Here is a 14,372-nt window from a genome sequence, read left to right as displayed (position 1 = left end):
CCATGCGTCTCGCCCTGTTCGACCTCGACGGCACCCTCGTCAACCGCACGGCCGCTCTCTCCGCCACCGTCGCCGGGCTCTGCCGGGACCACGGGTACGCCCCGGAGGTCGGGGAGTGGCTGCTCGCCGAGCTGAAGGAGCACGGCGGGCGGGACGTGCTGGGGCGGCTGCCGGCGGCGTTCGGGATCACGGAGTCGCCGGAGCACCTGTGGCGGGTGTACGTGGACCGGATGGCCGCGTCGGTGGAGTGCCGTCCGGACGTGCTGGAGAGCCTCGGCGTGCTGCGGGAGCGGGGCTGGAGCGTGGGTGTCGTGACGAACGGTTCGTCGGACCTCCAGCGCGCGAAGATCCGCTCCGCGGGCCTCGCGGATCTCGTGGACGGGATCGCCGCGTCCGGCGACATCGACGTACGCAAACCGGACGCGCGCCTGTTCGAGCTGGCGGCGGCGCGGTGCGGGACGCAGTTGACGGCCGGGGACTGGATGACGGGGGACGATCCGGTCAAGGACATCGCGGGGGCGTCGGCGGCGGGGCTGCGGCCGATCTGGGTACGGGCCCGGCCCTGGCCGGAGGGTCTCGACGTGCCGCATCACAGCGTCGCGGACGTCGTGGAGGCCGTGGCTCACTTGCTGGAGCGGTCCGGCGGGTAGGCGCGGTCGGACGCGGTGAGGTGTTCGAGGACCTCGGCGAGTTCCTCGCAGGCGCGTTCCACGGAGCGGCGGGTGTTGCGCTGTTCGGTGATCACGGCGGACAGCAGGAGCGCGGTGAGGGCGGTGGCCCCGTTGAACGCCTGGAGTTTCAGCATGACCTCGACGTGGGTGAGCCCGGCGAAGGGGCCGACGCCGTCGGTGGCGGCGTCGGTCGCGAGGACCGACGCGAGCAGGACGCACAGCATGCTGCCGGGCAGTTCGAACCGCAGGGCCGCCCAGATCAGCACCGGGTAGGTCAGGAACAGCATGTTGACGTGGTTGTTGGTGGCGAGGGGGACGACGCAGCAGGCGGCCACCGTGAGCGCCGTCGCCTCCTTCCAGCGGGCGGTGCCCGGCAGGCCCCGCGCCCGGTACAGGGTCAGCAGCAGCGGCGTCACGATCAGCACGCCCATCGCGTCGCCGACCCACCAGGCGACCCACACCGGCCAGAAGCCGCTGTCGGAGAGGTCGCCGGTGAGGACGGCGATGCCGACGCCGGTCGTGGAGCTGATCAGCATGGCGGTGAGGGCGCCGAGGAAGACGAGGGCGACGCCGTCGCGCAGGCGGGTGAGGTCGGTGCGGAAGCCGACGCGGCGCAGCAGGAGGCAGGCGCAGACGGGGGCGGCGACGTTCCCGGCGAGGTTGGCGAGCATCGAGAGCTGTATCTCGCCGGAGGTGAGGTGCAGGATGACGAAGAAGCAGCCCAGCGCGATCCCGGCCCACGCCCGTACCCCGATGACCAGCAGCCAGGTCAGCGCGACGCCGGTGGGCGGCCAGACGGGCGTGAACACGGTCTCCTCGACCGTGAGCCGCCGCATCAGCCCGAGGCGCCCGGCGGCGTAGTAGGAGACGGCCACCGCGACCGTCTGTCCCACGTACAGCGCCGCCCGGCGCAGATCCCACTTGTCCGCCACAGGCCCATCAGACACCGCTCCCACCCCTACGGCCAGTGGGAGGCCGGGCCGCTAGCGCCGCAGGGACCACGCGTGCTCGGCGGCGGCGAGGCTCTCTTCCAGCGTTCCGGTGAGGGCCGTCCGGCTCACCGCGACCAGCGCCGAGGGCCGGGGGCCCGTGTCGCCGTGGACCCGGCAGGCGAGGTGGAGGTCGTCCCCATAGGGAAAGGCGAAGGCCAGGACGTCGTCGGTGCACCCGCCCCACTCCAGGAACCGGTGGCTCGCGAACTCCTCGCCGTCCTCGGGCGCCGGTCCCGTGGCGGGGTCGTCGAGCGTCCAGTCCTCGGCGACGCGGAACGCCTCGGCGGGTGAGGCGAACCCCGTCGGCGGCGGGGCCGGCGTACGGAAGCGGTGGAGTTCGTCCTTGAGCTTCTTGACCAGCAGGGGCGGGTAGAAGGCGTTGTCGCGGGCGTTCAGGTGGAGGCCGCCGAGGAAGAGGTCGACGCACAGGAGGTACGGGTCGCGTCCGAGGTGGAACTCCAGGCCGAAGCCGGTCCGCGTTCCGAACTGCACGGTGTCCCTCCCCCGCTGGTGGCGCTGTGCCCCCACCCTACTGATCACCCCGGTTCGTCGTGTCCCACGACCAGTACCGCGGCGTCGTCCTCGTGCCCGACCCGGGTGGCGCCCTCGATGACCGCCGCCGCCAGGGACTCGGTGCCGAGCCCGGCTACGGCGGCGATGCCGGCGAGGCGGACGACCTGGGAGAGGCCCTCGTCGAGGGGCAGCGCGGGGCCCTCGACGACGCCGTCGGTGAGCAGGACGAAGACGCCGCCGCTGGTGAGGCGGTGGTGGGAGACGGGGTACTCGGCGCCCGGCTGGATGCCGAGCGGGGGGCCGGGTTCGTCCTCGGCGATGCCGGAGCGGCCGTCGGCGGCGGCCCACACGAACGGGGTGTGGCCGGCGCGGGCGCTCTCCAGGACCCCGGTGGCGGGGTCGAGGCGCAGGAACGTGCAGGTCGCGAAGAGGTCGCTGCCGAGGGAGATCAGCAGGTCGTTGGTGCGGGCGAGGAGTTCGCCGGGGTCGCCGGTGACCGAGGCGAGGGCCCGCAGCCCCACCCTGACCTGGCCCATGAACGCGGCGGCCTCGATGTTGTGCCCCTGGACGTCCCCGATGCACAGGGCGAGCCGTCCGCCGGGCAGCGGGAAGGCGTCGTACCAGTCGCCGCCGACGTTGAGGCCGTAGCAGGCCGGCTCGTAGCGCACGGCGAGCCGCACTCCGGGCGGGTGGGGCAGGTCGCTCGGCAGCATCTCGCGCTGGAGGGCGATCGCCAGTTCCACCTGGGACCGCTGGACCTCGGCCCGCTCCCGCGCCTGAGCGGTCAGCGACCGCAGCCGCGCCAGCAGCTCATCGCCGTCGTCGGTCGTCACACCCGAATTCTCACGAACGAAGAGACCGGGCGCACCCGGATGGTCCGCGCCCCGCCAATTCACCATGTTCGACCTGTCGGACATTGTTCGAGACCTCTTGACGCCGCTCCTCACCCCGGCCGACACTCTCGCAACACGACGTCACACAGCTGTAACCGCGCGGTCTTCCAGACGAAAGGCCGGGCGGCACTGTCACGCCCTCCCCCGTCCCTTCGTGTCCTCCGACAGGGAATCAAGAACATGCCGCACATCGCACCCCCGGGCCCCCGCAGCCGCGCGAGACGCCTGGCGGCCCGGCTCGCCGGTCTCACCGCCGCCTCGCTGGTCATCGGGCTCGCCCCGGCCGTCTCCGCCCAGGCGGCGGACGCGGACAGCCTCACCGAGGGCCTGGCCCTCTGGTACAAACTCGACGCCCCGTCGGGCTCGACGACGGTCCCGGACGCCTCGGGCCACGGCCGCGACGGTGTCCTGAGCGGCACGGGCGCCTGGTCGGACGGCCTGACGTTCAACGGCTCGGACACGTACGTGAAGGTCCCGAACGACGTCCTGAAGGGCATGGACGCGGTCAGCGTCTCCTTCGACGTCCGGATGGACACCGCCCAGCAGGCCCCGTACTTCCTGTACGGCTTCGGCAACACGAGCGGCACCGCGGGCAACGGCTACCTCTTCACGACCGGCAACGCCCTGCGGACCTCGATCGCGTCGGGCAACTGGTCCACCGAGCAGAACACCCGCGCCGACGACGGCCACAACCTCGCGCGCGGCGTCTGGAAGCACCTGACGTACACCCAGTCGGGCACGACGGGCATCCTGTACGAGGACGGCGCCGAGGTCGGCCGCAACACCTCGGTGACCCTCACCCCGGGCTCGATCGGCGGCGGCACGACGACCGCGAACTACATCGGCAAGTCCGTGTACACGGGCGACAAGCTGTTCCAGGGCAAGATCCGCGACTTCCGCGTGTACGACCGGGCCCTGACCGGCGCCGAGGTGGAGACCCTGTCGCTGCCGGTCGCGACCGAGGGCGTGGCCGCCGACAAGGCGGCGCTGACGCTCGGCGACACGAGCGCGGTGACGGCGGACCTGACCCTCCCGAAGTCGGGCCCGGCGGGCGGCTCGGCCATCACGTGGTCCAGCGACAACCCGGACGTCGTCTCGGCGGCCGGCAAGGTGACGCGCCCGGCGTCCGGCTCGCCCGACGGCCGCGCCACGCTGACGGCGACGCTGCGCAAGGGCGCGGTGAGCGACACGAAGTCCTTCGAGGTGACGGTCCTGCCCACGTTCGACGACGCGACGGCGGTCCGGCAGGCCGCCGAGTCCCTGACCGTCCACAACCTGGACGACGCACGCGGCAACCTGTCGCTCCCGGCGACCGGCACCTACGGCACGACGGTCACCTGGGCGTCGGCGGACCCGGCGGTCGTCTCGGCGGACGGCATCGTCCACCGCCCGGCGCACGGCGCGGGCGCGACGACGGCCGACCTGACGGCGACGGTCACGAAGGGCTCGCAGAGCACGACCCGCGTCCTCACGGCGAAGGTCCCCGAACTGCCCGCCGCGCAGAAGCCGGAGGGCTACCTCTTCAGCTACTTCACCGGCGAGGGCACCTCGGACGGCGAGCAGCTCTACTTCGGCCTCAGCAAGGGCAACGACCCCCTGCACTGGCGGGAGTTGAACAACGGCCGCCCGGTCCTGACCTCGACGCTCGGCGAGCAGGGCCTGCGCGACCCGTTCATCATCCGCTCCCCCGAGGGCGACAAGTTCTACCAGATCGCCACCGACCTGAAGATCTACGGCAACGGCGACTGGGACGCCTCGCAGCGCACCGGCAGCAAGTCCATCATGGTCTGGGAGTCCACCGACCTGACCCACTGGACGAACCAGCGCCTGGTCCGCGTCTCCCCGGACAGCGCGGGCAACACCTGGGCCCCGGAGGCGTACTACGACGCGAAGCTCGGCGAGTACGTCGTCTTCTGGGCGTCGAAGCTGTACGACAACGAGGCGCACTCCGGCGACACGTACAACCGCATGATGTACGCGACGACGCGTGACTTCTACACGTTCAGCGAGCCGAAGGTGTGGGTGGACCGGGGCTACTCGGTCATCGACTCGACGGTCATCAAGCACGACGACACGTACTACCGCCTCTCCAAGGACGAGCGGAACAACTCCTCGTCGACCCCGAACAGCAAGTTCATCTTCGAGGAGAAGAGCGACTCGCTGCTCAACACCTCGTGGACGCCGGTCGCCGAAGGCATCGGCAAGGGCTCGATGAGCGCGGCCGAAGGACCGCTGGTGTTCAAGTCGAACACCGAGGACAAGTGGTACGCGTTCCTCGACGAGTTCGGCGGCCGCGGCTACATCCCCTTCGAGACGACCGACCTCGACAAGGGCGTGTGGACCCCGTCCACGAACTACGAACTCCCGGCCCGCCCCCGCCACGGCACGGTCCTGCCGGTCACGAAGGCCGAGTACGACCGTCTCCTGCGCGCCTACCAGCCGGACCAGTTGGTGGAGAGCGTCCAGGACGTCACCGTGAAGACGAAGACCGGTCAGGCCCCCGTGCTCCCGGCGACCGTCATCGCCCGGTACGCCGACGGCGTGGACCGCCCGGCCGCGGTCACCTGGGACGCGGTCCCGGCGGACGCCTACGCGCAGCCCGGCACCTTCGAGGTCAACGGCAAGCTGGCGGACGGCACTTCGCTCAAGGCGGCGGTGACCGTCTCGGCCGAGGGCCCTGACGTCCCGGCAGACCTCCTCGTCCACTACAACTTCGACGAGACGAAGGGCGACATCGCCGTCGACTCCAGCGGCCACGGCAACCACGGCACGTACGTGGGCTCCCCGGGCTTCGGCACGGGCGTGCAGGGCGGCTCGGTGAAGCTGTCCGGCGGCTCGTACGTGAAGATCCCCAACGGGGTTCTCAAGGACGCGGGTTCGGTCACTGTCTCGACGTACGCGAAGTGGCAGGGCGGCGCCGGCTTCCAGTGGCTCTTCGGGCTCGGCCCGGACAGCAACAAGTACCTGTTCGCCACGCCCTCCAACGGCGGCTCGACCCTCTACTCGGCCATCACGAAGGCGAGTTGGGGGGCGGAGTCGAAGCTGACGGGCAACTCGGCGCTCACCGCGGGCCAGTGGCAGCACGTCACGGTCACGCTGGACGGGGCGACCGGGACGATGGTCCTGTACGCCGACGGTGTCGAGGTGGCCCGTACGACGACCGGCATCAAGCCGTCGGAGCTGTACGACGCGGCCAAGGACTACTCGGGCTACATCGGCAAGTCGCTGTACGCGGCGGACCCGGCGTTCGCCGGTGAGGTCGACGACTTCCGTATCTACGGGCGGGCGTTGACGGCCGCCGAGGTGATGGAGATCAGCGGCAACACGACGGGCGTCGCCCGGGTCACGCTGCCGCAGCTGAAGACGGACGCGATCGTCTCCGACGGCAAGATCACCCTGCCGGTGAAGCCCGGCACCGATCTGCGGCGCCTGGCACCGGAGTTCACCATCGCGCACGGCGCCGCGATCAGCCCCGCCTCGGGCAGCGTCCAGGACTTCACCAAGCCGGTGACCTACCAAGTGACCGGCGGTGACGGCAAGAAGCGCACCTGGACCGTGTCGGCGGTCGTGATGAAGAGCCCGGTGCTGCCGGGGCTCAACGCCGACCCGAACATCGTCCGCTTCGGCGACACCTTCTACATCTACCCGACGACGGACGGCTTCGAGGGCTGGAGCGGTACGCAGTTCAAGGCGTACTCGTCGAAGGACCTCGTCCACTGGACCGACCACGGCGTGATCCTGGACCTCGGTCCGGACGTCTCGTGGGCCGACAGCAGGGCGTGGGCGCCGACCATCGCCGAGAAGGACGGCAAGTACTACTTCTACTTCTGCGCCGACGCGAACATCGGCGTCGCCGTCTCCGACTCCCCGACCGGCCCGTTCAAGGACGCCCTCGGCAAGCCGCTCCTCAAGGCGGGCCAGGCACCGGGCCAGATGATCGACCCGGCGACGTTCACGGACGACGACGGGACGAACTACCTCTACTGGGGCAACGGCCACGCGTACGTCGCCAAGCTCAACGCGGACATGACGTCCCTGGACATGTCGACGTATCTGGACATGACGCCGAGCGGCTACAACGAAGGCACGTTCGTCGTGAAGCGCAAGGGCACGTACTACTTCATGTGGTCGGAGAACGACACGCGGGACGTCAACTACCGTGTCGCGTACGCCACCGGGCCCTCCCCGACCGGTCCGTGGACCAAGCGGGGCGTGATCCTGGAGAAGGACCTCTCCCTCGGCATCAAGGGCCCCGGCCACCACTCGGTCGTCCAGGTCCCGAACTCCGACGACTGGTACATCGCCTACCACCGCTTCGCGATCCCCGGCGGTGACGGCACGCACCGCGAAACCACCATCGACAAGCTGGAGTTCGACGCCGACGGTTTCATCAAGAAGGTCGTGCCGACGCTCTCCAGCATCGACCCGGTGACCGTCGTGCACGCCGGCCCGGACGTCTCCGGCACCGAGGGCTCACCGATCGCGCTGAGCGGTACGGCCTCCGGCGCTCCCGGCGCCAGGTGGTCGGTCGAGGGCGGCGCACCCTGCAAGGTCGCCGACCCGGCCAAGGCGGCCACGACCGTCACCTGTGCGGACAACGGCACGTTCACCCTCGCCATCGCGGGCGGCGGCAGCCGCGACACGCTGACGGTGAAGGTCGCGAACGCGGCGCCGGTCATCACGAAGGCGTCCGGCCCGGCGCCGGTGTCCATCGGTCAACCGGCGTCCGTGACGGCCTCGTTCACCGACGCGGGCGCCCGGGACACGCACACCTGTACGATCGACTGGGCCGACGGCAGCAAGCCGTACACCGGTCCCGTGTGCAAGGCCGAGCACCGCTACACCTCGGCCGGTATCCGCCGGCCGGTCGTCACGGTGAAGGACGACGACGGCGGCACGGCCACCACGACCCTGCCCGAACTGGTCGTGTACGACCGCGCGGGCAAGACGTCGGGCACGGGCCTGGTGGTCTCCCCGAAGAGCTGGGCGAAGTTCTCCTTCGCCGCCTCCTACGGCAAGAAGGCCACCGTCCCGACCGGGCGTGCCACGTTCACCGCACCCGGCGTGTCGCTGCGCGCCACCGGCTCGGACTGGCTGGTCGTCACCGGCAAGCAGGCCGTCTACCAGGGCACCGCGACCGTCAACAAGGCGTCCGGGTACGCCTTCCGGATCACCGTCACCGACAACCCCGACACCTTCCGGATCAAGGTCTGGCAGAAGGCGACGGGCAAGGTCGTGTACGACGGCGGCGGCAAGGCGGGAGGAGTGATCACCGTGGGCCGCTGAGCCCACACGCGTGAGGCGGGTCCGTGCCCGGGGGGGCTCCACCCCTTGGGTACGGACCCGCCTCTTTTCCAGGGCGTCCCGGTGCGTGCCAGGACTCCCCAGTGATCCTGGACCGACCCCGGGACGTGCGTGCCCTGCGCGGTGATCACCACCATGGGGTACCCGCCGGGCGCGTGTCGTTGGCACACAGTCCACAGCCGTGACGCAATCCGTCCACCGCCCCGCCTACGGCGTTTCGGTCGGCGACAATCCCGGGCGGCCCGCCCTCGTCCGCACGTCGCTCGGCGTGTCGCCGTACGCGGCGCGGAACGCGCGGGTGAACTCGGCGGCGCGCGGGAAGCCCCAGCGGGCGGCCACCACATGGACCGGGAGGTCGCGCAGCGCCGGGTCCGTCAGGTCGCGGTGCGCGTTCTTCAGACGCTGCTCCCGCAGGTAGGAGGCCACCGTCAGGCCCTCCTCCTGGAAGAGGCGGTACAGGTAGCTGCGGGAGACGTGGTGGGCGGCGGCGATCGTCGCCGGGGTGAGGTCCGGGTCGGCGAGGTTGCGGCGCACGAACTCCTTGATCCGCAGCGTCAGCGCCCGCGCCCGCGTCTCCGGGGGAACGGCCCGCTCCACGTCCAGGAGGTGCGCGAACATGGCGGTCACCAGGTCGATGACGACCGTGCCGAGACGGGTGGCGTCCGTCGGGCGGTACGGCGCGGTGTCGTCCGCGAGCTGCATCAGGAACTGGGTGAGCAGCCCGCCCAGACCGGCCCGGCCGTCGACCCGGCCGATCACCTTGTCCTCGGCGCGGCGGCCCGGGAGGACGACCGCGCTGCGCGGTATCTCGACGCCGACGATCGACACCGGGTCCGGGCCCGTGGACACCTCGAACGCCCTCGACGAGTGGCTGACGTGCAGATCCTGCACCCGGTACGCGGCCTGCCGCTCGCCCCAGTCCGCCGCGCCCTCGCCGCGCAGCAGCAGGGACAGGTGGTAGACCTCCGGGTCCGACTGGCGGACCAGGCGCGGGGTGCGCTGGAAGACGAGGTGGTCGAAGGAGGCCGGCCAGATCGTCACCTCGCCCAGGCCGATGAGGCGTTGGACTCCGTGGTAGTCGTGCGCGCGGTGGCTCAGCAGGCGCATGGGGGCGTGGGTGCGCCCGAGTTGTTCCGTCCATGCCTCGAACCGGTCGGCGGCGGGCAGTTCCTTCGTTCTCAGCACCGATTCGTGGAGCATCCGCGTAGTCAACCACACGTCCCTGTAGGGGGTTTCGGCCGCTGTGCCGTGCGCGAGAGGGCGAGGAAACCGGCCGCGGCGAGGGCTTGGCAGCCGGCCGCGAGCAGCAGGGCGCCGTGCGCTGTACAGACCGCCGCCGCGCCCGCGCCGGCCGCGTAACCGCTGATCTTCAGACTCGCCCCGGTGCTGAAGATCTGTCCCCGCAGCCGCTCGGGCGCTTCCCGGTGCCGGATCGCGAAGAGGGCGACGAGCTGGGGTCCGGCACCGAGCCCGGCGAGGAGGGAGGCGGCGAGGGGGCTTGCCGTGGCGAGGAGGAAGGCGGCACCGAGGAGGAGGGTGCTTACGAGGAGGATGCCGTCGGGGCCGGCCACACGGGGGCGGCGGGCCAGGACGAGGCTCGCCATGAGGGACGCGAACGCGAGGGCGGCCGGCAGGAACGCGCCCGCGCTCTCGACGCCGAACGCCTGTGCGCCGAGGGCGGGGGTGACGGCGGTGAAGGCGCCGAGGCCGGCGTGGGAGAGGGTGGAGGTGAGGGTGGCGCGGGCCAGGGGGCGGATGCGGAGGAGGGCGAGGAACCCGGCGCGCAGGTCGGGGAGCAGGCCGGCGGGGGTCAGGGGCGGGGCTTGCCGCGGTACGGGGTGCGGGGCGGGCACCGGAACCGTGGTCCCGGGCACCTCCTCCGGTTCGGGGAGCGGGGCCCCGTCACACGCCGGACCCGCGGACCCGCGCACCCTCTCGCCCGACACGCTCGTCCCCCGTCCCGGCAGGCTCCACGCCGCCGGAAGCGCGCCCGCGATCAGTGCCACGGCCGTCAGCAGGGCCGCGTGCTCCCCCGCCGCCAGGGCCACGCCTCCGGCCAGCGCGGGGCCCGCCAGTGCGGCGAGCTCGTAGGACGCCGCGTCCAGGGCGCCCGCGCGCGGGAGGTGTTCGGCGTCGGTGACGTAAGGGAGTCGGGAGGTCCAGCCTGCCGCGAGGGACGGGGCGAAGAGGCCGCCCAGCAGGGCGAGGGAGAGGACGGCGGGCAGGGGGAGGTCGCCCAGGGTCCAGCAGACCAGGGTGAGGCTCGCCGCGTATGCCGCGAGGGTCCCGGCGAGGAGGCGGCCGGGGTGGGGTGTGCGGTCGAGGAGGGCGCCGAGGACAGGCCCGCCGAGTGCCGCCGACGCGGTCAGCGCCGCCAGGAGGGCCGGGCCGGAACCGGTGAGCGCCGTGCCCGCGAGGAGCAGGGCCGGGCCGGACATCTCGTCGCCGGTACGGGCGGCGCCCGCGCCGAGGAGATAGCCGGAGAGGCCGTAACGTCTCTTCATCAAAGTGACGTTACAAAGTAACTCCATATCCGGCCAAGGCCGTTACACTCCAGGTCATGGAGCCCGACGACTGGTTCACCCGCCACTCCCCCGCCCGCACGGCCCACCGCACCGTCGCCCTCGTCAACGTCCTCACGGCCGGCGAACCCCGTACGGACGCCGTCGCCGAGGTCCTGCGCGAGTACGGCGAGCCCGAACCCCTGGGCCTGTCCCCCGAGGACATCACCGGCATGCGGGACGCGGCCCTGCGCCTGCGCGAGGTGTTCGCGGCCGAGTCCGTCGACGACGCGGCGGGCTCCCTGAACCGCCTCCTCGCCGGGGACTGCGGCCCCGTACGCCTCACCTCCCACGGCGGCGCGACCCCCTGGCACCTCCACCTCGACCGGCATGACGAGGCGCCGTGGGCGGAATGGTTCCTGGCGTCCTCCTGTATGACGCTGGCCGTCCTCCTGTGGGACCGCCAGCTCCCGCCGGGCGGCATCTGCGCCTCGTCGACCTGCGAGAACGTCTTCGTCACGAGCACGGGCGGCACGACCCGCCGCTACTGCTCGGCGCGGTGCGCGACGAGGGAGCGGGTGGCGGCGCATCGTAGGGGCCGCGTATAAATCCCCGCGCGCCCTTCTCCCGCCGGTTCTACCCTCGCCGCATGACGGACGAGGCGTACACGAACCCGAGGCTGGCCGCCTTCTACGACCCCCTCGACAACGGCCGGCGGGACCTCGACGTATATCTGGACATCGCGAGGGAGTCGGGCGCGCACCGGGTCCTGGACGTCGGCTGTGGCACGGGCACGCTGGCGCTGCTGCTGGCCGGGCAGGGCTTCGACGTCACGGGAGTCGACCCGGCCGCCGCCTCCCTCGACCTGGCACGGGCCAAGCCCGGTGCGCACGCGGTGCGTTGGCTGCACGGCGATGCGACCGGCCTGCCCTGCCTGAGCGTGGACCTGGTCGTGATGACCGGCAACGCCGCGCAGGCCGTCGTGGACGAGGAGGTCTGGGAGGGGACCCTGCGAGGGGTGCGCGCGGCTCTGCGCCCCGGCGGCCGGTTCGTGTTCGAGACGCGGGATCCGGCGCGGCGGGCGTGGGAGGAGTGGAACCCCCGGGACTCGCGGCGCGTCGTGGACGTACCCGGTGCCGGTGAGGTGGAGACCTGGTACGAGGTCACCGGCGTCGCCTGGCCCCTCGTGGAGTTCCGGACCGTGATCGTCCTGAGGGCGACCGGTGAGCGGCTGCTCTCGCTGTCCACGCTCCGTTTCCGCGAGCGCGGCGAGGTCGCCGCCGCTCTGGAGGCGCACGGCTTCGCCGTGGAGGAGGTCAGGGGCGCTCCCGACCGGCCCGGCAAGGAGTTCGTGTTCTTCGCCCGCCGGACCGAGGTGGTGTCGTCCGGCCAGGAGTCGTAGCGTCGGCAGGAGAGGACGACCGGCGCAGGGAGCGGACATGGCCAGGTACGTGAAGAGGACCGCTCTGGCGCTGTGCGCTGTGGCGTCCCTGGCCGCGGCGGGCACCTCCACCGCCCACGGCTCCCGCACGGTCCTCCTGGACTGCGCGGGCCGGTCACAGACCCGCCCCGCCGACTACGTCCTGGCCTGCGGCGACGGCAACAGCCGGCTGACCTCGCTGCGCTGGGCGCGCTGGACCTCCGGCGAGGCCGAGGGGCGTGGCGTGAACGTGGTCAACGACTGCGTCCCGTACTGCGCGGCGGGCACGTTCCACGGCTACCCGGTGACGGTCCGGCTGGACGCCCCGAGCGGCGGGGAGGTCCGGCACTACACCCGGGTGACACTGACGTTCACCACGGACAGGCCGGACCTGGCGCCCCGTACCGTGTCGTACCCGCTGCCCGGCTGAGGTCTGTCCGGCGGATCAGTCCGCGGTCGCGGGGTCTGGCACGCACTCCCCCAAGCTCTGCGAGCAGGGGGACCCCCAGCCGCGTTGTCGTCGGTCGCCGACGCTCCGCGTCGACTCCTTCCTCCGCCTTGCAGCTGCACGCTCCCCCAAGTTCTCGGCTCCGCTCGAACAGGGAGGTGCCCCCATGACCCCGCTCACCGGCACCGATACGGAACCGTCGCTCTCGTGCAGCCTGATCCGCCGGACAGACCTAACCGTGGCCCAGCCGGCTCAGCCGTGCCGCGGCCCGCATTCGGGCCACCTGGAGGACCGAGAGGAGTACTTCGCGGCTGGAGTTGCGGTCGCGGACGTCGCACAGGACGACCGGGATGCCGGGGTCGAGGTCGAGGGCGGCGCGGACCTGTTCCACGGATGCCTCGCGGCGGCCGTGGAAGCAGTTGACGCCGACCGCGAAGGGGATCTCCCGGGACTCGAAGAAGTCGATCGAGGCGAACGACGCGTCGAGGCGGCGGGTGTCGGCGAGGACGATCGCGCCGAGCGCCCCGTTGGCGAGGTCGTCCCACATGAACCAGAAGCGGTCCTGGCCGGGCGTCCCGAAGAGGTACACGACGAGGTCGGAGGCGACGGTGATCCGGCCGAAGTCCATGGCGACCGTGGTGGCCACCTTGTTCTCCACGCCGGAGAGGTCGTCGACGCCCCGGCTGACCTCGGTCATCCGTTCCTCGGTCTCCAGCGGCGGCACCTCGCTCACCGAGCCCACCATCGTCGTCTTGCCGACGCCGAATCCGCCCGCGACGAGGATCTTCAGTGCCGTAGGCAGGATGGGTTCAGAGTTGACGGATGGCATCCATCACCCTTTCGATGAGTTCGACGTCCGGCTGGCTTTCCTTGCCGGGCGGCGACTGGACTAGGATCAGCGAGGTATTGAGGAGATCTCCGCACAGGATCTTCACGACGCTCACGGGCAGGTCCATGAGGGCGGCGATCTCGGCGATCGCCACCGCGCGGTCCCGGCAGAGTTCCAGGATCTTCGCCGCCTCCGGCTCGACCGCCTCCTGGTCCGTGTCCGCCACGGACCGGGAGACGATCTGGGTGATCAGCGTGAAGGCGTGCTGGGAGTGACGGGTCCGGCCGCCCGTGATGGCGTAGGGGCGTAAGTAACGCCCCCCGCCGGACGCTTCCGACCATCGGGACTCAGACATCCTGGCCCAGGCCGCCGGGAGGGCCCTGCACCCGTGGCGGGGCGCTCAGATAGGTTCCGACGCGCTTGACGAGGGTGCCCATCTCGTACGCCATCATGCCGATGTCCACGGTGTCCGAGGCGAACGCCGCGAGGCGCGCGCCCTGTCCCGCCGCCGTGATGAAGAGGTACGCCTTCTCCATCTGGATGACGGTCTGCTGGACGGGCCCGCCGTGGAAGTGGCGTGCGGCGCCCCGGGCGAGGCTGTGCACGCCGGAGCCGACGGCCGAGAGGTGCTCGGCGTCGTCGCGGCGGATGTCCTTCGACTTGCCGATGAGAAGGCCGTCCCCCGACAGCACGACAGCACAACGAATCTCGGGGATTCGGTCCACCAGGTCGTCCAGCAGCCAGTCCAGCTGCGGACCGGGGTGTACCTGCTCACTCATTCCGTAACGTTCCTTCACAATT

The 14,372-nt window shown here is 71.5% G+C and carries 13 protein-coding genes; 5 read left to right on the top strand and 8 right to left on the bottom strand.

Annotated elements, in window-relative coordinates:
* Positions 1-2: 2 nt before the first annotated feature.
* Positions 3-650 carry an HAD family hydrolase gene (locus tag ACLZOT_RS00555; protein ID WP_416966626.1) on the top strand — a complete coding sequence of 216 codons (648 nt, stop codon included), beginning with the start codon at positions 3-5 and terminating at the stop codon, positions 648-650.
* Here the strand turns inward: ACLZOT_RS00555 and ACLZOT_RS00550 are convergent.
* From ACLZOT_RS00550 to ACLZOT_RS00540, 3 genes are read right to left on the bottom strand one after another with little or no spacing between them, the layout of a single operon-like run.
* Positions 623-1,618: an MASE1 domain-containing protein gene (locus ACLZOT_RS00550; RefSeq protein ID WP_416966625.1), complete on the bottom strand. Its 996-nt coding sequence runs from the start codon at positions 1,616-1,618 to the stop codon at positions 623-625. The genes ACLZOT_RS00555 and ACLZOT_RS00550 overlap by 28 nt on opposite strands.
* Before the next feature lie 36 nt (positions 1,619-1,654).
* On the bottom strand, positions 1,655-2,155 hold the full coding sequence (locus tag ACLZOT_RS00545; RefSeq protein WP_416966624.1) for a hypothetical protein: 501 nt from the start codon (positions 2,153-2,155) through the stop codon (positions 1,655-1,657).
* 44 nt (positions 2,156-2,199) lie between these two features.
* A complete protein-coding gene (locus ACLZOT_RS00540) occupies positions 2,200-3,009 on the bottom strand; it encodes a PP2C family protein-serine/threonine phosphatase (protein ID WP_416966623.1) in 810 nt (269 codons plus the stop codon).
* Positions 3,010-3,249: 240 nt separating this feature from the next.
* Between ACLZOT_RS00540 and ACLZOT_RS00535 the strand changes: the two genes are divergently transcribed.
* Positions 3,250-8,355 (top strand): family 43 glycosylhydrolase, encoded by a 5,106-nt coding sequence (locus ACLZOT_RS00535; RefSeq protein WP_416966622.1) that lies wholly within the window; start codon positions 3,250-3,252, stop codon positions 8,353-8,355.
* Between the two features lie 225 nt (positions 8,356-8,580).
* Here the strand turns inward: ACLZOT_RS00535 and ACLZOT_RS00530 are convergent, their stop codons facing one another.
* Entirely contained in the window at positions 8,581-9,573 is a 993-nt protein-coding gene (locus tag ACLZOT_RS00530) for a helix-turn-helix domain-containing protein (protein ID WP_416966621.1), read from the bottom strand.
* Between the two features lie 8 nt (positions 9,574-9,581).
* Positions 9,582-10,877 (bottom strand): MFS transporter, encoded by a 1,296-nt coding sequence (locus ACLZOT_RS00525; RefSeq protein WP_416966620.1) that lies wholly within the window; start codon positions 10,875-10,877, stop codon positions 9,582-9,584.
* A 56-nt stretch (positions 10,878-10,933) separates the two neighbouring features.
* Here ACLZOT_RS00525 and ACLZOT_RS00520 point away from each other — a divergent pair, with 56 nt between their 5' ends.
* From ACLZOT_RS00520 to ACLZOT_RS00510, 3 genes are read left to right on the top strand one after another with little or no spacing between them, the layout of a single operon-like run.
* A complete protein-coding gene (locus ACLZOT_RS00520; RefSeq protein WP_416966619.1) occupies positions 10,934-11,482 on the top strand; it encodes a CGNR zinc finger domain-containing protein in 549 nt (182 codons plus the stop codon).
* A 41-nt stretch (positions 11,483-11,523) separates the two neighbouring features.
* Positions 11,524-12,276: a class I SAM-dependent methyltransferase gene (locus tag ACLZOT_RS00515; protein ID WP_416966618.1), complete on the top strand. Its 753-nt coding sequence runs from the start codon at positions 11,524-11,526 to the stop codon at positions 12,274-12,276.
* Positions 12,277-12,313: 37 nt separating this feature from the next.
* The gene (locus ACLZOT_RS00510; protein WP_416966617.1) at positions 12,314-12,724 is read left to right on the top strand and encodes a hypothetical protein; all 411 of its coding nucleotides are present in this window, start codon (positions 12,314-12,316) and stop codon (positions 12,722-12,724) included.
* A 250-nt stretch (positions 12,725-12,974) separates the two neighbouring features.
* Here the strand turns inward: ACLZOT_RS00510 and ACLZOT_RS00505 are convergent, their stop codons facing one another.
* Genes ACLZOT_RS00505 through ACLZOT_RS00495 form a run of 3 tightly spaced genes read right to left on the bottom strand, consistent with a single transcriptional unit; the run spans position 12,975 to position 14,350 of the window.
* On the bottom strand, positions 12,975-13,571 hold the full coding sequence (locus tag ACLZOT_RS00505) for a GTP-binding protein (RefSeq protein ID WP_416966616.1): 597 nt from the start codon (positions 13,569-13,571) through the stop codon (positions 12,975-12,977).
* Positions 13,552-13,926 (bottom strand): DUF742 domain-containing protein, encoded by a 375-nt coding sequence (locus ACLZOT_RS00500; RefSeq protein WP_055723520.1) that lies wholly within the window; start codon positions 13,924-13,926, stop codon positions 13,552-13,554. The genes ACLZOT_RS00505 and ACLZOT_RS00500 overlap by 20 nt, the downstream gene beginning before the upstream one ends.
* Positions 13,919-14,350: a roadblock/LC7 domain-containing protein gene (locus tag ACLZOT_RS00495; RefSeq protein ID WP_109363925.1), complete on the bottom strand. Its 432-nt coding sequence runs from the start codon at positions 14,348-14,350 to the stop codon at positions 13,919-13,921. Before ACLZOT_RS00495 ends, ACLZOT_RS00500 begins: the two co-directional genes overlap by 8 nt.
* Positions 14,351-14,372: the final 22 nt, after the last annotated feature.

The sequence above is a fragment of the Streptomyces sp. 4F14 genome, from assembly GCF_048159485.1.
Taxonomy (GTDB): Bacteria; Actinomycetota; Actinomycetes; order Streptomycetales; family Streptomycetaceae; genus Streptomyces.
The sequence above is the reverse complement of the archived record's forward strand: the minus strand, read 5'-3'. Positions and strand labels throughout refer to the sequence as shown.